This is a genomic window from Pseudomonas sp. GW821-FHT02B10 (genome assembly GCF_059421865.1).
This window is the reverse complement of record NZ_JBWKVU010000003.1, coordinates 452281-473811: the sequence shown is the minus strand read 5'-3', so window position 1 is coordinate 473811 and position 21531 is coordinate 452281. Positions and strand designations below refer to the sequence as shown.

Annotated in this window: 21 protein-coding genes; 12 read left to right on the top strand and 9 right to left on the bottom strand. The window is 57.0% G+C overall.

The window, feature by feature from the left end; genetic code table 11:
* Window positions 1-86: 86 nt before the first annotated feature.
* Window positions 87-2180, bottom strand: coding sequence for a TonB-dependent receptor (locus AC07VU_RS09560; RefSeq protein WP_495029777.1), 2094 nt, complete (start codon window positions 2178-2180; stop codon window positions 87-89).
* Here AC07VU_RS09560 and AC07VU_RS09555 point away from each other — a divergent pair.
* The 4 genes from AC07VU_RS09555 (at window position 2179) to AC07VU_RS09540 (ending at window position 5094) form a co-directional block, all read left to right on the top strand.
* Window positions 2179-2391, top strand: a complete 213-nt coding sequence (locus AC07VU_RS09555; protein ID WP_125737956.1) for a hypothetical protein — start codon at window positions 2179-2181, stop codon at window positions 2389-2391. The two genes, AC07VU_RS09560 and AC07VU_RS09555, sit on opposite strands and share 2 nt — an antisense overlap.
* A gap of 43 nt (window positions 2392-2434) precedes the next feature.
* Entirely contained in the window at window positions 2435-3130 is a 696-nt protein-coding gene (locus AC07VU_RS09550) for a DsbA family protein (protein WP_087089631.1), read from the top strand.
* A 27-nt stretch (window positions 3131-3157) separates the two neighbouring features.
* Window positions 3158-3553: a nuclear transport factor 2 family protein gene (locus tag AC07VU_RS09545; protein WP_007922537.1), complete on the top strand. Its 396-nt coding sequence runs from the start codon at window positions 3158-3160 to the stop codon at window positions 3551-3553.
* A 236-nt stretch (window positions 3554-3789) separates the two neighbouring features.
* Entirely contained in the window at window positions 3790-5094 is a 1305-nt protein-coding gene (locus AC07VU_RS09540) for an OprD family porin (RefSeq protein WP_277587653.1), read from the top strand.
* A 186-nt stretch (window positions 5095-5280) separates the two neighbouring features.
* Here AC07VU_RS09540 and AC07VU_RS09535 read toward each other — a convergent pair whose 3' ends face one another.
* The gene (locus AC07VU_RS09535; RefSeq protein WP_495029776.1) at window positions 5281-5676 is read right to left on the bottom strand and encodes a c-type cytochrome; all 396 of its coding nucleotides are present in this window, start codon (window positions 5674-5676) and stop codon (window positions 5281-5283) included.
* 205 nt (window positions 5677-5881) lie between these two features.
* Between AC07VU_RS09535 and AC07VU_RS09530 the strand changes: the two genes are divergently transcribed.
* The 7 genes from AC07VU_RS09530 to AC07VU_RS09500 all read left to right on the top strand — a co-directional run bounded on the left by AC07VU_RS09530 (window position 5882) and on the right by AC07VU_RS09500 (window position 13102).
* Window positions 5882-7315, top strand: coding sequence for a PAAR domain-containing protein (locus tag AC07VU_RS09530; protein WP_495029775.1), 1434 nt, complete (start codon window positions 5882-5884; stop codon window positions 7313-7315).
* Window positions 7316-7317: 2 nt separating this feature from the next.
* Window positions 7318-7704 carry a hypothetical protein gene (locus tag AC07VU_RS09525; RefSeq protein WP_495029774.1) on the top strand — a complete coding sequence of 129 codons (387 nt, stop codon included), beginning with the start codon at window positions 7318-7320 and terminating at the stop codon, window positions 7702-7704.
* A gap of 372 nt (window positions 7705-8076) precedes the next feature.
* Complete coding sequence (locus AC07VU_RS09520) at window positions 8077-9543, top strand: c-type cytochrome (protein WP_495029773.1); 1467 nt, start codon at window positions 8077-8079, stop codon at window positions 9541-9543.
* Window positions 9544-9583: 40 nt separating this feature from the next.
* Window positions 9584-11359: a cytochrome c oxidase subunit I gene (gene ctaD, locus AC07VU_RS09515; protein WP_495029772.1), complete on the top strand. Its 1776-nt coding sequence runs from the start codon at window positions 9584-9586 to the stop codon at window positions 11357-11359.
* The gene (locus AC07VU_RS09510; protein WP_274305263.1) at window positions 11356-12048 is read left to right on the top strand and encodes a cytochrome c oxidase subunit 3; all 693 of its coding nucleotides are present in this window, start codon (window positions 11356-11358) and stop codon (window positions 12046-12048) included. Before ctaD ends, AC07VU_RS09510 begins: the two co-directional genes overlap by 4 nt.
* Window positions 12049-12052: 4 nt before the next feature.
* A complete protein-coding gene (locus AC07VU_RS09505; RefSeq protein ID WP_007922563.1) occupies window positions 12053-12763 on the top strand; it encodes a heme-copper oxidase subunit III family protein in 711 nt (236 codons plus the stop codon).
* Window positions 12764-12784: 21 nt separating this feature from the next.
* Complete coding sequence (locus AC07VU_RS09500) at window positions 12785-13102, top strand: cytochrome C oxidase subunit IV family protein (RefSeq protein WP_007922565.1); 318 nt, start codon at window positions 12785-12787, stop codon at window positions 13100-13102.
* A 37-nt stretch (window positions 13103-13139) separates the two neighbouring features.
* On the opposite strand, the gene AC07VU_RS09495 is transcribed toward AC07VU_RS09500, so the two are convergent.
* The 4 genes from AC07VU_RS09495 to wrbA form a co-directional block, all read right to left on the bottom strand.
* A complete protein-coding gene (locus AC07VU_RS09495; RefSeq protein ID WP_053259294.1) occupies window positions 13140-13694 on the bottom strand; it encodes a hypothetical protein in 555 nt (184 codons plus the stop codon).
* 351 nt (window positions 13695-14045) lie between these two features.
* Entirely contained in the window at window positions 14046-15047 is a 1002-nt protein-coding gene (locus AC07VU_RS09490; protein WP_274306735.1) for a fimbrial protein, read from the bottom strand.
* A 19-nt stretch (window positions 15048-15066) separates the two neighbouring features.
* Window positions 15067-15792, bottom strand: a complete 726-nt coding sequence (locus AC07VU_RS09485) for a fimbrial biogenesis chaperone (RefSeq protein WP_457275450.1) — start codon at window positions 15790-15792, stop codon at window positions 15067-15069.
* A gap of 662 nt (window positions 15793-16454) precedes the next feature.
* Complete coding sequence (gene wrbA, locus AC07VU_RS09480; RefSeq protein WP_085533433.1) at window positions 16455-17054, bottom strand: NAD(P)H:quinone oxidoreductase; 600 nt, start codon at window positions 17052-17054, stop codon at window positions 16455-16457.
* A gap of 938 nt (window positions 17055-17992) precedes the next feature.
* Between wrbA and AC07VU_RS09475 the strand changes: the two genes are divergently transcribed.
* Window positions 17993-18634 (top strand): glycosyltransferase family 25 protein, encoded by a 642-nt coding sequence (locus AC07VU_RS09475; RefSeq protein ID WP_495029771.1) that lies wholly within the window; start codon window positions 17993-17995, stop codon window positions 18632-18634.
* Window positions 18635-19168: 534 nt separating this feature from the next.
* Here the strand turns inward: AC07VU_RS09475 and AC07VU_RS09470 are convergent.
* The 3 genes from AC07VU_RS09470 to AC07VU_RS09460 are packed head-to-tail and all read right to left on the bottom strand — an operon-like array spanning window position 19169 to window position 21484.
* Window positions 19169-19957 carry an SIR2 family NAD-dependent protein deacylase gene (locus AC07VU_RS09470; protein ID WP_112196099.1) on the bottom strand — a complete coding sequence of 263 codons (789 nt, stop codon included), beginning with the start codon at window positions 19955-19957 and terminating at the stop codon, window positions 19169-19171.
* Window positions 19957-20511, bottom strand: a complete 555-nt coding sequence (locus AC07VU_RS09465; protein WP_495029770.1) for a non-canonical purine NTP pyrophosphatase — start codon at window positions 20509-20511, stop codon at window positions 19957-19959. The genes AC07VU_RS09470 and AC07VU_RS09465 overlap by 1 nt, the downstream gene beginning before the upstream one ends.
* Window positions 20501-21484, bottom strand: coding sequence for an adenosine deaminase family protein (locus AC07VU_RS09460; protein WP_495029769.1), 984 nt, complete (start codon window positions 21482-21484; stop codon window positions 20501-20503). Before AC07VU_RS09460 ends, AC07VU_RS09465 begins: the two co-directional genes overlap by 11 nt.
* Between the last annotated feature and the right edge of the window lie 47 nt (window positions 21485-21531).

Sequence of the window (21531 nt, the reverse complement as noted above, 5' to 3'; positions counted from 1 at the left end):
GCTGCCGAAGGCTGCGATCGGCCGCGCAGCGGACGCAAGGCCGGCCACCGCGCTCAGGCGATGGCGGCCGTATCCATGGCTGCTTTTTAGAAGCTGTAGGTGCCGGTCACCACCAGGCTGCGTGGATCGCCGAACTGGATCTGCCCGGCGCTGGTGGCCGAAGAGTAATACGTGCGGTCGCTGATGTTGTTCAGCGCGGCCCGCAGGTCCCAGTCCTTCTGCCGGAAACCGGCCAGGGCGTCCCAGCGGCCGTAGCCCGGAAGCATCACGGTGTTGGCGTTATCGGCATAACGATCGCCCACCAGGGTCAGGCCGGTCTCGGCGTACCAGCCCATTTCCGGTTTCCAGGTCACGAACAGGCTGCCATTGCGCTTGGCCACGTTGTTCACCCGGTTGCCCTCGTCACCGTTGTTGCTCTTGACCACCGTCGCGTCCTGCAGGCCGATGCCGCCGCGGATCGACCAGTTGCCGACGATCTTGCCGGCCGCGGTCAGTTCCACGCCGCGGGAGCGCTGCAGGCCGGTCAGCAGGATCACGTTCGGGTCTTCCACGCTGCGGCTGCGACGGTTGTAGAGTTCCAGTTCATAGACCGCGAGCGTGGTGCTGAAGCGGTCGTCGAGCCAGTCGCTCTTGACCCCGATTTCCTTCTGCCGGGTGCGCTCGGGGCTCAGGTCGTTGCTGTTGCCGTTGGCGTTCGGGGTGATGCCGATCAGGCCACCGCCGACCGGCGAGAAGCTCTTGCTCCAGGAGGCGTAGAAAGAGTGGTTCTCCAGCGGGGTCCAGACCACGCCCAGGCGCGGGCTGGTGCTGTGGCTGTCGCGGTCGTCCTTGATATCCCGCAGTTTGTTGTGGGTCTCGACGTTGAAGTTGTCGTAGCGCAGGCCCGCGAGCACTTGCCACTGATCGTTCAGGCGCAGCTGGTCCTGGACATACACGGCGCGGCTTTCCACCTCGCTGTGGTTGTAGCTGGACGCCACCATTTTCCCGGTATGCCGCATGTTTTTATCCGGGTTGAACGGGTCCAGGGACGGCACGGCCTGGCCACCGGCGCTGACCGCCGCTGCGGTATAGAGCTTCGGATCGCGTCGCTGGCTGCCCAGCTCGACACCCGTCAGCACCCGGTGCTCGAGGCCGAAGGTATCGAAGGTGCCTTCGACTTCGAGGTTGTTGTAGAGGTTGCGGGTGTTCAGGTCCTGCTGCCAGCGCTGGCGGTTCACCCGCTTGGTGCGGCTGTCGTAGCCGATCTGGTAGGTGTTGTCGAAATCGCTGTTGAGCTTGAACAGGCTCAGGGTATGGCGCAGTTGCCAGTTGTCGTTCAGCTCGTAGCTGAGCTTGGAGCGCAGCGACTGGGACTTGTCGTCGATGTAGTCGCGCGGGTCGCCGTACGTGGTGTCGCGACTCACGTCCGCCGGGCGCCCGTCGATCCCCGGGATGCCGCGGTCCGGCGTGCGGTTGTAGCGACTGTACTCGTACTGCACCAGCCAGTTCAGGTCTGGCGTCAGCTGCCAGCTCATGGACGGCGCGAACAGCTGGCGACTGCCGCTGACGCCATCGCGGAAGCTGTTGTTGTCCTGGTTGCCCATGTTCAGGCGCAGGCTGATGTTCTCGCTGGGATCGGCGCTGAGGTCGGCATACAGGCTGCGCAGGTCTTCGCTGCCGCCTTTGATTTCGACGCTGGAGTGGCGGCCGAACTGCGGCAGCTTGCTCACCCGGTTGACGATCCCGCCCTGGCTGCCACGGCCGTAAAGCACCGCCGCCGGGCCCTTGAGCACCTCGATACGCTCGATGTTGTGCAGGTCGCGCACATACTGGCTGTCGTCACGGACGCCGTCGAGGTAGAAGTCGTTGCTGGCGTCGAAACCGCGAATGCGCAGGCTGTCGAAGCGGGTGTCGGCGCCGCTGCTGACGTTGGGAATGCCGCTCAAGGCCGTGCCCAGGTCGTTGATGCCGTAGTCCAGCAGGTTGCTGGTCTTCACCGAGTCGATGGCTTGCGGCACGTAGCGCACCGGCGTGGCGGTACGGGTCGCGGTGCTGACTTCCTTGACCCGTGGGTCGTCGGCATCGACTTGCGCGCTGATGGCGGTAGCCGGCAGGGTGGTCGGGGCGGCGCAGGTGAAACCGGCCGTCAGCGAGGCGCAAAAGCCAAGGGTGAGGGGAGTCAGGCGGAAGGGGGCAGGCATGGAAAAACGCATCCAGAAGGGGAAAGAAACAGTCGGCGCGAATGGTAATGCTTGCTATTTACTTTCGTTAATTATTCTTGAAAAGTTCCCTGGGCGGATTGTTTCAATTTGTGTCTTGATTGAGATGAAGTGGATACACGGCCGATTCGACCGATTCCCGAAACAGACTAAAAGCCATTCCAGCGTTTTTCGCCGTGGGCCACAGGCATAGTCTGCCGCCATCGAATTTATCGGCCTTTGTCCCGGAGCCTTGCATGTCGGCAGCGACCCTTCATTACATCTACGATCCTTTGTGCGGCTGGTGCTACGGCGCCAAACCGCTGGTGCAGGCGGCCCAGGCAGTGCTGCCGGTGGTCGCCCATGGCGGCGGCATGATGACCGGGCGCAACTGCCAGCAGGTTTCGCCGCAACTGCGCGATTACGTCATGCCCCATGACCGGCGTATTGCCGAATACACCGGGCAGCCGTTCGGCGAGGCTTACTTCGAAGGTTTGCTGCGCGACTATTCGGCGCTGTTCGATTCGGCCCCGCCGATTGCCGCGGTACTGGCGGCGCAGGCGCTCGCCGGGCGCGGCCTGGAGTTGCTCGGGCGCTTGCAGACGGCCCACTACGTCGAAGGGCGCCGCATCGCCGATGTCGATGTTCTGTTGGAACTCGCCGAAGGCCTGGGCTTTGAGCGCGGCGAGTTCGAGGAAGCCTTCGAGTACGCCGCGGCGAACAGCTTGAACGAGCACATCAAGGCCAGCCGTGCCTTGTTGGCCCGGGTCGGTGGCCAGGGTTTTCCGACCCTGGTGCTGGAGCAGGACGGTCAGTTCAGGCTGCTCGATATCAGCCCCTGGCTGGGCAAGCCGCAGGCGTTCGCCGCCTGGCTGAGCGAAGCCTTCGGTTCGCCAGTGGTCGAGCTTTCACCCAGCCTGCAGGCCTGTGGCCTGAACGGTTGCGCCCTTTGAACCCCCACTTAATTTGCGGAGTCGCCCATGGATAACCTGGCACTGATCAAAAGCACTTACGAAGGCGCCAACTCCCAGGAGAACGCGAAAAACACCGCCGCCGCCCTGGCTGCGGATGCGCGCTGGACCGAAGCGGCAGGTTTTCCCTATGCCGGCACCTACGTCGGCTTCGATGCCGTGGTGGAGAATGTCTTCAAGCGCCTGGCCACCGAGTGGGAGGGGTTTGCCTTCACTGTCGAGAACTATGTGGCCCAGGGCGACAAGGTGTTCGCCTACGGCAACTACAGCGGCGTCTATAAAGCCACGGGCAAACCGCTGAATGCCCGCGTGGCCCATTTGTGGACGTTGAAAGATGGCAAGGTCACGCACTTCGAACAGTTCGTCGACAGCCATACCGTGCAACTGGCCATCAAGGATCGTTAAGTTCTTAGACGATTTTTGCCTATTTTCAGACGATTCTTGAAATTGACACACTGTTCAGGGCGCGGATAGGATTCGCGCCAACGCCTGTGGCCAACGGCCATGACCTTCCAATAATAAAAGGCCCACCGCGATTTTTCGTGGGTGGGTCTTTTTGTTCTGGCCTGAAAAAAGAGCGCTTAAGCGCCGTTTCCAAGGAGCACCACAGCGCGTCATCAACCCGTAATAAGGAAAATAAAATGTTGAACAAGCGGATCGGTCTGATCGCACTGGGGATTCTGAGCAGTACTCAAGTTATGGCTAACGACCAGGCTGAGTCCAAGGGCTTTGTCGAAGACAGCAGCCTGAAAATCCTGCTGCGCAACGCCTACATCAATCGCGACAAGAAAAACGGTAACGATGACCAGCGCGAGTGGGGTCAAGCGGCCATCGGTACCTTCTCGTCGGGCTTCACCCAAGGCACCGTCGGCGTGGGCGTCGATGCCTTCGGCCTGTACGGCCTGCGCCTGGATAAAGGCAGCCACAGCGGCGGCCAGGGCATCGACTTCTTCAAGCCAAGCGAAGGCGGCAACAAGAGCCCGGCAGGCGACCTGGCCAAAGCCGGCGCCGCGGTCAAATTCCGCCTGTCCAACACCGTCCTGACCTACGGTGACCAGATGCCGGCCCTGCCGGTGCTGAGCTACGACAATGGGCGTCTGCTGCCGGAAAGCTACACCGGTACCCTGATCACCTCCAAAGAGATCAAGGGCCTGGAGCTGAACGCCGGTCGTTTCACCGCCGAGTCGCGTAAAAGCGCCGAAGGCCGTGACAGCGGTGGCCTGAAGTCGATCAACGTATTGGGCGGCAGCTACCAGTTCACCGAACAGTTCAAGGGCTCGCTGTACGCTTCCGACGTCGAAGACGTGCTGAAGAAGCAGTACGTGAACTTGAACTACGTGTTCCCGCTGGCCACCGACCAGTCCCTGACTTTCGACTTCAACGGCTACCGTACCAAGCTGGACAAGTCCTACGCTGAGCTCAAAGAAGCAGGCGGCCAGGACAACAAGATCTGGAGCCTGGCAGCTACCTACGCCACCGGCCCGCACTCCTTCACCCTGGCGCACCAGCGCAGCACCGGCGACAGCAACCTGGGCTACGCCTACGGCGGCTACCAGAAAGAGCAGCACCGTGTGGGCGACGGTGGCAACACCATCTACCTGGCGAACTCCTACTGGTCCGACTTCAACGCGGAAGACGAGCGCAGCTGGCAGCTGGGCTACGGTCTGGACTTCGGCGCCTTCGGCGTACCGGGCCTGACCTACAACCTGGCCTATGTGCGTGGTGACAACATCACCGCCACCAACAGTGAGGGCGCCACCACCACCGGCGGCACCGAGCGCGAAATCTTCAACCAGTTCAAGTACGTGGTCCAGAGCGGCCCGGCCAAGGACCTGAGTGTCAAGGTGCGTAGCTCGATCCTGCGTGTATCGCAGAAATCCGCCGGCTACAACGACAGCGGTAACGAACTGCGTGTGTTCGTCGACTACCCGATCAACGTGTTCTGATAAACGCCTGATCGCGGCCTGATACTGGGCCGGCCATAGAAAAAGCCCCGACTGGTTCGGGGCTTTTTTGTGGGTGTTGCCCCGTCCTGAACAGCACCGCGGCTCCCTGTAGCCGCTGCCGCCAGGCTGCGATCGGGCGCGAAGCGCCCGTTGAGGATCTGGGGCCGCTTTGATTTGTCAGGTCACTCAGGGCTGTTGCGCCTGAAAGCTCTGCAGATAAGCCAGCAGATTATCGATCTTCTCCTGATCGCTCAGTCCCCAGAAAATCATCCGCGTACCGGGCACCATGGCCTTTGGGTCTTCGAGGTAGGCGACCAGCTTGTCGCGGGTCCAGACGATGCCGGAGGACTTCATCGCGTCGGAGTAGTGATAGTCCGCCACGCTCCCCGCGGTGCGCCCGAAAATGCCATTGAGCTGCGGCCCGAAAGAGCTGCGCACCGAAGGCCCGATATTGTGGCAGCCGCCGCAGATGCGCTTGAACAGCTTGCCACCGGCCCCGGCATCGCCCACCGCTTCTGCCTGGGCATGGAGCGACAGCAGGCTGAGCATCAGGGCCAAGGTCAGGGCTGCGGTGTTTTTCATGTTCGGCTCCGGATCGGATGTGGCGGGTAACAAAAGCGGGGGCTATTTGAGCATGGCGGGCGGTCTTTCGGGAAAGGGGTGTTACGAGTCCGAGGAAAGATTGGTTGCTGAAGCCATTTCGCCCGGTGTTTTGAGAAATGCCTTAAATCCTTCTGAAGACCCCGGTCGTTAGCATTCAGGCTCATTCCGCTTGCAGGAAATAGCCATGACTTTTGTGATCAGGGAGGGAGACCCGACCACGACGGGAGGTCGGGTTCTCGTAGGGTCGACGACTACGATTGTGGAGTACCGTAAGGCCGCGAGAATCAGCGATCCGGTGTGGTGTCCTCAATGCAACAGCATGGGGTTTATTGCCGAAGGCAATCCGACCTTCATCGTTGAGGGGGTTGCAGTAGCGACCCATGGTCATGCTGTGCAATGCGGATGCCCTTCTGGCAGTAATCGGCTGATTGCCACTCAAAGTACGGTAATGGCAGCCGAGGAAGGTAGCGTCACCATCGCTCCTGAGTTTGCAGCGAAGGCACAGGCGGCCACGCATGCCTGGGCACAGGCAATCAGCGATGGTTCTTACAAAAGCGAATTCACTCGGGATATTCCAAGTCAAGGACTGACCGGGTTGACCAGTGCTGAGCCGTTGTCAGCTGTGCCGACAACGCTTCAGGGTGTCGAGCCTGGGTTTCATATTGTGCAAAGCGTTATCCCTCGCTCAGAGCTTGAAGCGCTCCTGTTCGAACAGCCAAGTGCCGCTGTGCTCAATAAGTTCCGAAGCTTGAACCCTCAGCTATCGAGCTACGCAAAACCGGGACAACTGATTGTCTTGAGCGATCCAAAGAACCATCAGTGCACCCGAGAAGAAGCATTGCTGATGGACGCTGCCAATAAGGTGAACAGCGCGCTTGGATCGATGAGTGATGATGAGGCGACCTTTATGGTCCGTCATCGAGCGCAAATCGAATCATTCTTGACCGAAGGTTCGGGGGTGATCGGCATCGGCGAAGTCATGTTCTCTAAGCATCTGGAAAACTTGAAAAGCACCTTGGGGCAACTGGAGCAGTTGCACCAGCGTACGTTCCAGCAACACGGCAGGTTGCAGACCCCGGAGTTTTTTGCAGAACGAAAGCGTTTGATGTCTCAGCTGGATAACAGCCTGGGCCCGCTTGTGCGTAAAGGCGTAGGTATACCTGAGCACCCAAAACTGAAACATGCCCTGGGGATCTCCAGTCGTAGCCTTGTTCATCATTGGAGCAAAGCCGGAGTGCCTGGAAATATTCCGGGTTATGCGACCCACATTAATGGCGTAGCCAAGGCCAGCAAATACATCAAACTCGGGGGCTGGGTTGGTATTGGGCTTGGGGCATCTGCTTCGGCACTGAAAGTACGAGAGGCATGTCAAATTGGCAGGGAACAGGACTGCCGCAAGGTTCGGTTTACCGAGGGTGGGAAATTCGCCGGCAGGCTCGCTGGCGGCGCTGTTGGTAGTCCGATAGGCGGTGCTGTATGTGTTGCCCTCAGCGCCACTGGTATTGGTGGCTTGCTGTGTGGCGTGGTCATGGTAGGTTTGGGCTCTGTTGCCGGAGGTGCTGTTGGCGAGAGCCTTGGAGAGGGAGCGGGAGAGAAAGTGTATGAGTGGAGTGAATAGGGATGTTTGATGCTGAAGATGTTTTTTTCATCTTTGTGATTGCGAGTTTTGCATTGGCGTTTTTATTCATTGGAACGCAACTGTACTTCGCCTATTTCCGGATGAACGAAATACTCAGCAGCTTGAGCAACTCACGGGGGATCCAGTCGCGACGCTCTGTCATGGGGACAGATCCCTTTACTCGCTTCTTTATGCTGATCAGTGTCGGCGGCATGCTGACCTTCTACAAGCGTTCGCTGAAAGGCGGTGATCTGGATGCCGAGGACTACAAAAATTTCCCAGGCCCGCTGCGTCGAATGATAACGCTCTCGTACGTGGCTGCACTTTTTGGGGGAACGCTGCTGTTTGTTCTTTGGGGGATTGGTAAACACATGGGGTGGCTCAAATAGTTCGGCTGACATGCGCTGCTATCTAATCAGGCATTAGTCCGGCTGCTGGCTTGTCATGGGTACAGGAGAAGCGCTGAAAACATGCAGTAAGGGTTCAAAGCAAAACAGGGTATGGCCCGAAAACAACAAAGCCCTCGCATCGCCGCGAGGGCTTTTCTCTGAGTCGAAAACAGCCCCTGACCCGTCCGTCCTATATGTGGCCCGGCGGCGCACGTCCGACGGGGCGCACTATACTTTTCAGAAGATTTGCCCCGGGGATAGAGGCAATGTTCCAGCAGGCTTGGGAGGAGGGTTAGGCATCGGTGTGGCGCTGCGGTTGGGCGACGTTGCGTTTGCATGGCCACAGAACAACCGGCACAGGAAGACGAGAAAATGGCGATAGCAATCATCCTGGTTCTAGTCGTTGTCGCTTCGGTGCTGTTTCACCTGCTTGCTCCCTGGCACATGACGCCGGCTGCCTCCAACTGGGGGTCGATAGACACCACGCTGCTGATCACCCTGGTTATCACCGGAATCTTTTTCATCGCCATCACGCTGTTCATGGCCATCGCCGTGATTCGCTTCCGTCATCGCGAAGGTGCCCGGGCGCACTACCAGCCGGAAAGCCGGAAGCTGGAAGGGTGGCTGGTCATCCTCACTTCATTGGGCATCATCGGCATGCTCGCGCCTGGCCTGGTGGTCTACAACGATTTTGTCCAGGTGCCGCAAGAGGCTACCCAGCTCGAAGTGGTTGCCCAGCAGTGGCAGTGGGCGTTTCGCTTTCCCGGGCGTGACGGAAAACTCGGCAAGGCGGATGTCAAATGGATCGATCCCGGCAATCCCTTCGGTCTTGATCGCAATGACCCTGCCGGGCAGGACGATGTGCTGATCATGAACAATGAAGTACGCCTGCCCATCGATCGGCCGGTAAAAGTCCTGCTGCGGGCAAAGGATGTGCTGCACGATTTTTATATTCCGCAGATGCGCGCGAAGATGGACATGGTGCCGGGCATGGTGTCCCACTTCTGGTTCACCCCGACCCGGCTCGGCAAGTTTGAAGTGCTGTGCGCCGAATACTGTGGCGTGGGGCATTTCAACATGCGCGGCCATCTGGTCGTCGAGGAGCAGGGCGCTTTCGACCAATGGTTCGCCAGCCAGCCGACCTTTGCCCAGACGCTGACGAACATCGCCACCCCGAGCCGGGACAGCCTGCTGGAAAAAGGCCGCCAACTGGTGGAAAACCATGGCTGTCGCGCCTGCCATAGCCAGGACGGCAGCACCAGCCTGGGCCCGGGCTGGAAGGACCTGTACGGCCGCTCGGAACAGCTGGCCGATGGCAGCAGTGTCCAGGTCGACGAAGCCTACCTCAAGGAGTCGATTCTCGAGCCGCAGGCCAGGCTGGTCCAGGGCTATCCGCCGGTCATGGTGGCCTATACTTTCAGTCAGGATGAACTGGCCGCCGTGGTGGCTTTCATCAAGTCGCTGAGTGCCGTGGGGCAGAAAGAACAAGGCCCTGCAGACGCACAGAATGAGCTGGCGGAGCAGGGACAGCGGCTGGCCGAATCGCTGGGTTGCCTGGCCTGTCACAGTGTCGATGGCAGCCAGGGTATCGGCCCGGGCTGGCAGGGCTTGTACGGCAAGACGCAAACCCTGGCCGATGGTTCTCAGATCAAGGTCGATGAGGGCTACCTGAAGGATTCCGTGCGCCACCCTGGTGCTGCGATCGTCAAGGGTTACGCCGCGGTGATGCCGACCTTTACCCCCAATGACAAGGAACTGGACGCCCTGATCGCCTTCATCAAGTCGAAAGCTGCTGTCGACGCGGATGCCGGCAAGGTGGAATCGGGCAAGTCGCCGTAACTCGCCGGAAATGCTCCGAAACTTAGCGGAGGATGACCTGATGGCTTATGTCGAGCATGCAGAAACAGAAGTCCTGCACGAACCGAAGAGCTTCTTCACGCGCTATATCTGGAGCCAGGACCACAAGGTCATCGCCATCCAGTATTCCTTGACGGCGATCTCCGTGGGGCTCGTCGCCCTGGTGCTGTCCGGCCTGATGCGCATACAGATTGGCTTTCCCGGCAGCCTCGAGTTCATGGATGCCAGCACCTATTACCAGGCGATGACCCTGCACGGCATGATCATGGTCATCTACCTGCTGACGGCCCTGTTCCTGGGCGGCTTCGGCAACTATCTGATTCCGCTGATGATTGGCGCCCGGGACATGGTCTTCCCCTACGTCAACATGCTGAGCTTCTGGTTCTACCTGCTCTCGGTCCTGGTGCTGCTTTCCAGCTTCTTCGTCCCGGGCGGGCCCACCGGGGCGGGCTGGACACTCTATCCGCCGCAATCGATCACCCAGGGCACCCCGGGGACCGAATGGGGCATCGTGTTGATGCTGGTGTCGCTGGCGATCTTCATCGTCGCCGCCACCATGGGCGGGCTGAACTACGTGACCACGGTGCTGCAGGCCCGTACTCGCGGCATGACGCTGTTTCGCATGCCGCTGTCCGTCTGGGGCATCTTCATGGCCTCGATCCTGGCCCTGCTGGCCTTTCCGGCCTTGTTCGTCAGCGCGGTGATGATGCTGTTCGACAGGCTGCTGGGCACAAGCTTCTTCATGCCGGCGGTGATCTCCATGGGGCAGCAGCTCGCGCATCAGGGCGGTAGCCCGATCCTGTTCCAGCATCTGTTCTGGTTCTTCGGCCATCCGGAGGTCTACATCGTCGCCCTGCCGGCGTTCGGCCTGGTCTCCGACCTGATCAGCACCCATGCGCGCAAGAACATCTTCGGTTACCGCATGATGGTCTGGGCCATCATTGCCATCGGCGTGCTGAGCTTCGTGGTCTGGGCGCACCACATGTACGTCAGCGGGATGAACCCGTACTTCGGCTTCTTTTTCGCCGCCACCACCTTGATCATCGCCGTGCCGACCGCGCTGAAAGTCTACAACTGGGTGCTGACCCTGTGGCATGGCGACATCCACCTGACGGTGCCGATGCTGTTTGCCCTGGCCTTTATCGTCACCTTCCTGGTTGGTGGCCTCACCGGGTTGTTTCTCGGCAACGTGATTGTGGATATCCCGCTGTCGGACACCTACTTCGTGGTGGCCCACTTCCATATGGTCATGGGGGTGGCGCCAATCCTGGTGATATTTGGCGCCATCTATCACTGGTTTCCGAAGATCACCGGGCGCCTGATGAACGACACCCTGGGCAAGCTGCATTTCTGGATAACTTTCCTGGGGACCTACTGCATCTACTTCCCCATGCACTACCTGGGGCTGTTGGGCATGCCTCGGCGCTATTACGCCTGGCAGAACTACGACTTCATCCCGCAATCGGCGCAGCAGCTGAATGCGTTCATCACCGTTGTCGCGCTGACGGTCGGGGTATGCCAGCTGCTGTTCCTCTTCAATCTGGCCTGGAGTGCCTTCAAAGGCAAGCCGGCGGGCCCGAACCCATGGGGGGCGGCCAGCCTGGAATGGCAGACGCCGGACACCCCGCCCGTACATGGCAACTGGGGGCCGGAGCTGCCGGTGGTGCACCGTTGGGCCTATGACTACAGCGTGCCCGGGATAGAGCAGGACTTCGTGCCACAGACGGTTTCGGCCCAGGAGCTGGAGCAGATGAGGCAGAACAGCGCAGAAGCCAGGATCGCGGGCGAAAGACCATGAACGGGCCGCTATTGAAAAACACCGAAAGCGCCGGCGCCGGTGGCCGTTGGAGTCAGCCCCCCGACCACTCTTGGGGACCGGCAGGCCTGGACAGGGAGAAAGCCGCAAAAGTGGGCCTGCGCATGTTCCTGGTGGTGGTGAGCTCGCTGTTCCTGCTGTTCCTGCTGGCCTTCATCGCGCGTTCGCAAATGGCGGACTGGCAGCCTCTGACCGAGCCCCTGGCGCCGCTGGCCAGTGCCCGGCAACTCTGGCTGAACACGCTCCTGCTGGTGCTGGGCAGTGTCAGCCTGCAGTGGGCGCGAATGGCCGCCCGGCGGGATGCGTTGAATGGGGCCACCCTCGGCTTCGCCCTGGGCGGTGTCTTCGCGATCGCCTTTCTCGGGGGGCAACTCTGGGTCTGGAAGCAGTTCGTCGACTGGGGCTATTTCGTCTCCGCCAACCCGGCTAACAGCTTTTTCTATCTGCTGACCGGCGTACACGGGTTGCACCTGCTGGGAGGCCTGGTGGCGTGGGGCAGAGTCGGCGCCAGGTTCCTGCGACGCGTTCCGCTGTCGCGACTGGCGTCCAGCGTGGAGCTCTGCGCGATCTATTGGCACTACCTGCTGGGGCTGTGGATCGTCCTCTTCGTCCTGCTGACCAGCACGCCGGAAACCTATCAAGCCATCGCCGCATTCTGCGGCCTGAGGTGAAGCCATGGCATTGCCCTCAGCAACCCCTCCGGAAAGTTCCGTCCCACCCCCACCCGATACGCTGGTAGCGGGGTGGAAGAGCATCGCCACCGACTGGGCCTCGGATCAGGATGTGTTCAAGCGGGTGCCCTGGGGCAAGGCGATGATGTGGATCTTCCTGCTCAGCGACACCTTCATCTTCACCTGCTTCCTGACCGGCTACATGTCGGTGCGCATCAGTGCCACCGTCCCCTGGCCGAACCCCAGCGAGGTGTTCGCCCTGACCATTGGCGGCGTTGAAATCCCCCTGATCCTGATCGCCATCATGACCTTCGTGCTGATCAGCAGCAGCGGCACCATGGCCATGGCCGTGAACTTCGCCTATCGCCGTGTACGCGGCAAATGCGCGGCCCTGATGCTGGCGACCGCGGCCTTCGGTGCGACCTTCGTCAGCATGCAGGCGTTCGAGTGGAGCAAGCTCATCGCCGAAGGCGTACGCCCCTGGTCGAACCCCATGGGCGCCGCGCAGTTCGGCGCCAGTTTTTTCATGATTACCGGTTTCCACGGGCTGCATGTATCGGTCGGCGTCATCTACCTGTGCATCGTCGCCTTCAAGGTATTGCGCGGAGACTACGAGCGCTCTGGAAACTACCAGATCGTCGAGATCGCCGGGTTGTACTGGCACTTCGTGGATCTGGTGTGGGTATTTATCTTCGCTTTCTTCTACTTATGGTGAGCCTGCAGAGGAGTACCGGCGATGGCACATGCACAAGGTCAACAGCATCCACTGAGCCTGTACCTGAAGATATGGGGGCTGCTGTTCGTACTCAGTACCCTGTCCTACCTGGTCGACTACTTTCACTTCCAGGGCTACTTCAGGTGGTCGCTGATCCTGGTCCTCATGTTGTTGAAGGCCGGCCTGATCGTTTCCATCTTCATGCACATGGCCTGGGAACGCCTGGCGATGGTCTACGCCATCCTCGTCCCGCCGTTGTGCCTGCTGGTGCTGGTTGGCCTGATGGCCGCCGAGGCGGACTACGTGTTTTCCACCCGGGGGATTTTCCTCGGGCAATGACCGGCTTCCGCCTCCGGCGTTCAGGCGCCGCAGCGTCCTATATCGTGCGCTTGAACTGATGCCATTTCTGCAGCCAGGCCACTATCCAGTGAGGCGCTGCTGCGCCGGTCCCGGCGACCTGCAGTTGTGGGTGATGGCTGATGACCTGATCCAGGATCGGCTCCTGAGCGGGTTCGACGTCCACGAAGAAAATGTGCTCGCCGTCCCTTACCGTCTTTTTCAAATTGCTGAAGTGGGCATTGGGCACCTGGATACCAAAGAAGCCGCCTTCCCAGATACAGAAGCCCAGGATCACGATCGCCAGAAAGATGAACGGCACCCAGCCTGCCGCGGACTCGGTCCAACCTGCCAGATACGCACCGAGCAGTACCAATGCCGCGAGCGGTATGCCAATGACCGCGCCAATCTCGCCGGAGTGAACGACATCCTGCTTCATGAGTGAATTCACATCATGCAGGTGATGCTGTTCCACATCCGCATCCCGGTCGCTGAGCACATGAATCTGCTCGGTACTGATGCCGCTGGCTTCCAGCTCGCTTTCAACGGTTTCCAGCTCGTCGAGATTATCGCTGATGTAAAAATGCCGGTTCATGAGTCACCTCCTACTTCGTCGTCGCAGAGGCCCCCATTTTTTCTGCAGTCGTTATCTGAAATTCCAGACCGTTTTTCCTGCCGCTCTGGATAACACCGCACGCTGATTACTAGCTAAAAAAGTATAGCACCGCCCCTGTCAACGCCTCGCTGGAGGCCGCGGACTGCGGGCGTATGCAGTAATCGGAGGGGCCTGGATCCGTCTGTCCGGATTCTGAATCTGCGTGGGTAATCGGGCGAGTGATGGCCGTTTGATCTACCACGCCCTGCAAAGACAAGGACGCCAATTGGCGCCCTTGTTTCAAGTTCTTCAAACGGTCAAATGACAGGCGAATGTCAGAGGTCGGAGGGGCTATTTATAAAAAACATCGATCGTCGCGGTGGCGTTGAATGGTCCGAGAATTGCCTTGCTGGTTCGCCATTTCAGCTGAGCCAGGAAGTTATTCACCACCATCTGATCACGGCTGTTCTCTACCAAGGTGAACTCTTTGTTGAAGGGTATGGCACTGCGGCTCGGTTGCTTGAGCAGGCTGATGCCCACCGATGAGTTGTTGTTCGGCACTAGGGTGTAGCCATCCGCCGCGGTAGCGGCGACCGGCGTGAGCCGTGCGTTCAGCCCGTAAGCGCTAGTGCAGTTCTTGAGGGCGGTGATGCTGAACGGGACTTCCTTGATCACCTTGTCGGCTTGCGCCAAGGCGGCAGCGATACTGCCAAAGTCGACGGTCTTGGGGGAGACAAACAGGGTCGATGAGCAGGCGATATAGCGCATATTGTTCAAGCCAACCAGTGACATGACAAAGTTGCTATCAGGGTTGATGTTCATACCGCCCCCTCCATCCAACTGGAACGCTGGATAAACCACGGCTCCTGTCAGGCTTCCCTCCTTGCCTGAGCTGGGCGGGCTTTTTTTGGAGATAAAGAAGTTGAAGCTCAATGGGAAGGTTTGAGCTTTGTCCTTGCAACCGGCCCAAACGTAACAGCCCTCGAAAACGATGGGGAGTTGCACCCGACATCTCTCCAGTTGAGTACAGCGCAGGTCGGTTCCGTTCAGCTGGATACCCACCTCCAAGTCTGGTCCCAATATAGTGAGGCCTTGGTCGCGAGGGCTTAGATAAAAGTAAACGTATTCTCTGCCATACCCGTAGTTGTCCTGCCAGCAGGTCATGCTGATGCTGTAATTATCGGAGCGCCAGAGCACGGTATCCTTCGGCAGGGTGTTCGGCACAGCGATGCTGGTGTTGATCATTATTGCATCGGCGGCTTGGGTGCCATCTTTCTTGCAGGCCAGGGCATAGCTCTTCTGAGTCAGCGCCAGTAGCAGGGCCAGGCAAACCAACTGGTAAATTTTCTTCATCATGTCTCCTCCATTGACCTCAAAATTGAGCCGAGCCGTGGCTTTTTTTGTCGGTGGATAGTGTTGCCCCGTAGGGGCGCAGGTTGCCTGCGTCGCTGACGATCTGGTAACGCAGACTGGCAGGTTGGCAGGCCGGTATGTCGACGGGCTGTGTCGAGAGCGGCGGGAGCATGAGGTGCTCGATCGGCTGGCCGCAGGGTTGGCCATTCGGTCCGATGGCTTCGATATCGCTGAGGGTCAGGTAGTAGGGGGATGGGTTGTCGGCGATGAGCCTGCCTGCGGTTTCTCTCTGCGTTTCCCAGGACAATCCGGCCATGGCGTCGTCCAAGGTGTTCTTTAGCGGTGGGCGGTAGAGCAGCTTGAAGCGGTGCCGCAAAGCGACTGTCATGGTGTGAGGCGTCTTGGCGGCCGGAGGCACGTCCAGGACGCTCAACAGAAGATAAGATTCGCGGTCAGTAGGCAGGCCTGTTCCCTGGTAGAAAATTTCCACGGTGGCTTTCTGTCCGCTGGAGATTTGCAGCAACGGTTTGGAGACCGCCAGGGGCAGTGTCTGGCTGCGCCCAGACTCTTTCTCTCCCCAGTCCAGCGAGACTTGCGCCAGGGCGGCCTGCTTGCCTTCGTTGACCAGGGTTACCGCCATTCGCTGGCCCGTCATGATGAAGCGGTTCTGTCCGTCGAAAGAGAGGTCCGCCAGGGCGGTACCGGATTGGTAGGCAAGGAGCAGTCCAATGGCAAGAGAAGGCACCCTGCACCTGTGTCGAGAGAGTGTTTCTCGTGCACAAGGATGCAGGGTGATGTTAGGTCTGGGATGCATTCCATTTCCCCATAGGTGTGAAAGCCTGCAGATATACCGGTGGCTTTATTAGTGAGCCCGGATATCGACTGAAGCCGGCATTCTGGTTTGGATGCAATTGCCCAAGAAATGAGACATTTCTGAATCGGGCTCCCTATGGTGTATGCCTCAGGAAAATAAGATGGTCTGACCCTACTTTTCCTCCATTTCCCCTCTTCTAATACGCCTATTCAGATGAACACTGTTTTTCCAATTCCTGAAAGCGGCAAGAGAACCGTCGTCACCGCTGGGCACGTTTTGACACTTACCAAGGGCTGATGCCTTTAAGGGGATGGTTCTGAAAACGTACGGCCGGGCGGATTTTTGTTTTCAGTGGCGATCAATTGAGGGGGAATGGCCGCAGGCAGTGCTGACGATGGGGCTGGTCTCGACCGGAGGTTGCGATTTGCGCGCATTGATGGTCATCGCCAAGAGACGGCGGCTTGTTACGTCGCTTGTGACGTAGACAGAAACAACAAGCCCTCACATTGCTGCGAGGGCTTGGTTTTGTCTCCGGACCTGCTGATTACAGAGCGCGCTAGGCAGTGTCTGCCTCAGCTCGGCCTGGCGACCGCCTACTTGCTCAGCTTGACCGCCAGCTGGGCCACGTACTGGCCTTGATGACGGGCGATCTCCAGTTCACGAGCATCAGGCTGGCGCGAGCCGTCACCACCGGCAATGGTGGATGCGCCATAAGGCGTGCCACCGCCGACACTGGATGTATCGAACAAGGCTGGCGAGCTGTAACCGATGGGCACAATGATCATGCCGTGGTGAGCCAGGGTGGTCCACGTGGAGGTAATGGTCATCTCCTGGCCGCCGCCGGTACCTGTCGAGGTGAATACACTGGCGAGCTTGCCAACCAGCCCGCCCTTGGCCCACAACCCGCCAGTCTGGTCGAGGAAGTTGCGCATCTGGCCGGACATATTGCCGAAGCGGGTCGGAGTACCCAGGATGATTGCGTCGTAGTCGCCCAGCTCACCTGGCGTGGCAACCGCAGCGCTCTGATCCACTTTGCCATGGGCAGCCTTGAAGGCTTCCGGGTCCATGGTCTCGGGTACGCGTTTGAGGGTGACTTCAACCCCGGGAACGCTCCGGGCACCTTCCGACACGCTCTGGGCCATTGTTTCGATATGACCGTACATCGAATGATAAAGAACCAATACCTTAGCCATGCGTACTTCCTCTTGAGGTGTGTCTTGAGCTGACTGACGGCCTGTTAAATAGGCGATCAGGTTAGTTATCCATCCCACTGTTTCACCCGCATCTGCGTGAGTCGTGGCGCATGATCGATCTAATTGGCTTCTGTGAATATGAGAAAATATCGAACGGGATGTTCGAAAAAATTGATCTTGGAAAGCAACGATAATGGATGAAGGCGACTGTTGTTTTTTCTGGAGTCGTTCCGATTTTGAAAACTGCGGTCTTCTCATGTTTTTCAGCTTTTCGCCCAGGCGGGTCGGGGCTTTCAGAATTGTCACCCCGTCCAGGACGCCACAGCACGCCGCGCAAGCGCATGACATTTCTCTGCAAAACCTTGAGCCGTGCAAGTGCCGAACGCCCCACAGGACCCGTAGCAGGCCTGGGCTGGGGCCTGGTTTGCACTACCCTGCCGGTTTGCACAAAAAATGGACGCAGAGCCCGTCGGCGGGAGGGGGATAAGTGTTTTTTTGGCAGGTTTTTTTCTCTGCGCTCGGATTTTTCAGGGCGGTGGCCGCATGCATGAAAAAGCCCCCACTGCCCGATAGAGCAGTGGGGGGCTGGTCGTTGCTTACCAGATGCTTATGCAGCCTCGACGGTGATAGAGATCCGCCGACCGCGTTCCTGCAGGGTGAAGTGGCTGCCCTTGCCGGGTTGGAACTCCTCGCCTTGGTCTTTCAACCATCGCCGAAACTCGCTGTACTTCATCTGCATCCCTCGCTGTTTCGGTGAAGCCATCGTGCAACATTTATGATGCTGCCCTTGTTGGAATTAACTCGTAATAAGTTCAGAAAAATCCCCGCCATCGTTTTGACATAATTGCCGCAACAGGCGCGGCTCAACTCCGCGCCTTCTTCGTTTTTGTGGGAGTGAGTTGGTGTCAGAAAGGATTGAGGGCTCGGGCGGGAAAATCATGTTCGACGTGGATGCGGTCTACTGCATTTCGTTGAAAGAGCGAACAGACCGGCGAGAGCTGTTCCGGGCCTCGGTACAAAGCCTGATCCGAAACCCGGTGGTGTTCCATGTCGTGGAGCGGCACGCCGACCCTGTCCGTGGCTGCTATGAGTCGCACCAGGACCTGGCACGGATTGCGCTCGAGCGCGGGCTTGACCGGGTGTTGATCTTTGAAGACGACGTTGCACCGTATGAGCTGAAGGCGACCCCCATCCGCTGGATCAACAAATTCATCCGTACTCGGCAATTTGAAGTGCTGCACCTGGGGTACAGCATGGGCAGGACTTGGCTAACCTGGTTCCCCTTTATTGCCCGGGGCCGCGTCGTTGCGCTGCACGCTTATATCCTGTCTCGTGAGGGTTGTCAGATCCTGGCGAACACCCCGTACAACGGCACGCCCGTTGACGTGATTTTCAAGAAGCGCATAAAGCAGCACTGCGCCTTTCCGATGCTGTTCCGTCAGCAGCCAGCAACATTGGCGGGTAGCGACATCGAGACCGAAGTGAAAAACGAGGATGAATGGTGGCAGCGCAATTGGGACAAGCACTGTACCTCGCCGATTAAAAACCTCTGGCGGACAGTGCTCAGGCTCAATTTTTAAAGGGGAGGGGCTTTATCTTCCCCCCCAGCACGTTGGCCTTGGCTGGCGCCGCAGTGAAGGCAGCGGCGTTGCCGGCATGGGGGATGAACGGCCAGTTGGCTGTCCATGTCGGCCACCAGACTCGCGGGTCGGCCCGACACCGCTTGAGCGCGCCCAGCGCCTGGGACCGTTTTCGCCAGCCTGGGCACAATGTGGACAACTAAGGCGAACTAAGTGGCGTTTACAACAGCCAGAAACAACAAAGCCCCGCATTGCGGGGCTTTGTTTTGTATGGTGCGGCACCAGGAGTCGAAAAAACGGACTTTTTTCATTGAATACAATGAGATAACAGCTACGATTAATCCGCTATACCCCTAAAGCTACCCTAAGATTTTGCAGTTTTTTCTGCTAGGGATTATTCCCATAGCAAGTGCAACGATGTGGTTAATAAATTTCAGAGTCTGCTTTGAACTTTCGGCCTGCTGAGAGCCTTCTTTTAAAATCAGGCCGAAGTCGTAAATTTCTTCGGTTTAGCCGGGTGAAAATGCATTTGAGTTATACAAAATTCTCTAAAAATTCAGCGAGAGCATCTCCTTGGGAGTCTACCTGAGAGGACAGCATGTTAATTCCCCATTGGTTAAGAATGGCTTCTTGGACAGGGTTTGGTCTAGGTGAAAATATGTATGACCGAGGCTGTGCCTCACTATTGCAGTTGGCCTTCCAGATTTTGGATAGCTTGTAGAATAGAAACCTTAAATTTATATCGGCAAGTCGGTAACCAATGAATAGTACTGATTTGCCAAGCACGTCTGATCGCAATTTAATATCTAGAGGTGTTTCGAATTCTAATCTTTCAAAATAACTAGTTTCATCAAGTACTATCGAGGTGTCATCATCGAAGTCTCCGTGAAACTTAATTATTTGAGTACTTCCAGGTCTTATCTTAGTTACGTCAGATACTGATGCTATTTTGGTGTATGGCTTTTGGAAGTGATCGAATGTGTTTTCGAGCCATCGATCATAATTTGTAGTGTAAATTATTGGAAAGTTGGCTTTTGCAATCAGTTCATGAATTTTCGACGATTCTATATTGATAGTCGGAGCATGCCAGCTTCGGTCCATCCAGCTTCGGAGGGGACCGATACTACCTTTTTTGATCCTATAATATTCGGCAAGGGCGTAATGATCGCCAAATGTCTTGTAAATCTCAGGGTCATACCCTAGTTCTTGAGCGATTTTGTCGATCAGTTCGCCCCAAGATGGAAGCCCCAGATTGGTGGATACTCCAGCACCAACGAAAAGTATAACGTTGCCTTGCTTAAAAGATGATAGTAACTGTTCCATCAAGTATTTCCATCTTTAAGAAACTGTTTAAACTTATCGAATGCAATACGCCTCATCGATATGTCGTTTTTTCTATCCCCCATTTCCGCGAAAGTTTCAGTAAAGCCTTCGGGGATAAAAACGCAATCCCACTGAAAGTCCCTGTTTCCTCGGGGTTCAGCAGATATGGTACCTTTTATTGCACCTTCAAAAAGATGGATTTTCATAGAGTCGCAATATCCAATTATCGTTTTTGCGACCAAGTTAATATTTTCCCCGGATCCAAACAGGGTCGAAAATTTGTCAGCTTGAAGCTTGTCCCAAAAAATCTGTGTTAATCCACCTGGGAAGCCATTGAGGCTGTCAATATAGAGACCAGTATGCTCGACGAAAACAGGGCGTCCTATTATCTTGAAAGCCTTCAGTAATTTATCTCTGACCAAACTATCAACATTCTCAGTTTGGATTTCATCAATTGAGTATCGGGCTGCAACGACCTCTACCCCAGCATCCTGAAGTATTTGTTGGACTTCTTGGACTTTAAAGTTGTTTTTTGAAACAAATCTAATTTTCATTTTTATCTTCCATGAAGCTATATTTTCTTTGTAAAGTCAGCATGTTCTCGAGAATGGCACTATTTTCTGTTTCTTTATAGAACTCATTATAGTCATCGCTAATGCTCGCACCGTGAATCGCCGGATTGTCCGAGCAAATAACGAACGGTACACCGAATTTAATAAACTCGCATACAGGATGGGACTCGCTTGATTTTACAGCACCTGTTAGGCGGTTGCTAATAGGGCATACCTCTACACATATGTCGCGTTTTTGCATCAATTCCATGATTTTAGTTGATTTGAATGCGGCTGTGCCGTGCCCAATTCTGTCAGCATCAAACTCGGCTATAGCTTCTATAATATTTTGGGGGTTGCCTGTTTCCCCTGCGTGTATAGTGACTTTTAATCCTAAATCAGATTTTGCTTTCCGATATAACTGAGGGAGCTCTGTTGGAGATACGGTATCTTCGTTGCCAGCTAAATCTAGCCCCACTATTATTCCGGGCTTACCAATGGATGCATAAGCGGCTAAGAGGGTGCGTAGATGTTCCGCAGCGTAATCCCCGCGTGAAACCGTTAATATCAGCCCGCCCCTAATGCCGTATTTTAGTGAGGCGCTGTAAATCTCTTCGGTCAACCACAAGAGCGCCTCGGGTACTGTGACGTTATTAAGGAGTGCAAGATAAATTACGCTACTCCGTAACTCGACAAACTTTACATTCTGAGCTGCTAGGTTTTCGAATGCACTAAAAACCATTAAATTGAGAGCTGTGCGACCTTGAGGTATAAGCCTTAAAACTTGCCAAGGCTTTAGATATGTCTGAAGGTCAGGGGAAGGTATAAACCTGGTGAGGTCTCTTTCTAAATCGAAATTATCAGGAATTTCTGCTCCCTGCTGCTGGAGTAAATCAATAACTAGGCGCGTACTGACGAGGCCATTTAAGTGAACGTGTAGCTCACCCTTTTCCATACTTTTAAAGTCGTGTCCCATCAGCGATGGTCTCTATCAAGAAAGTTGATCTTGCGGCAAAAAATCGG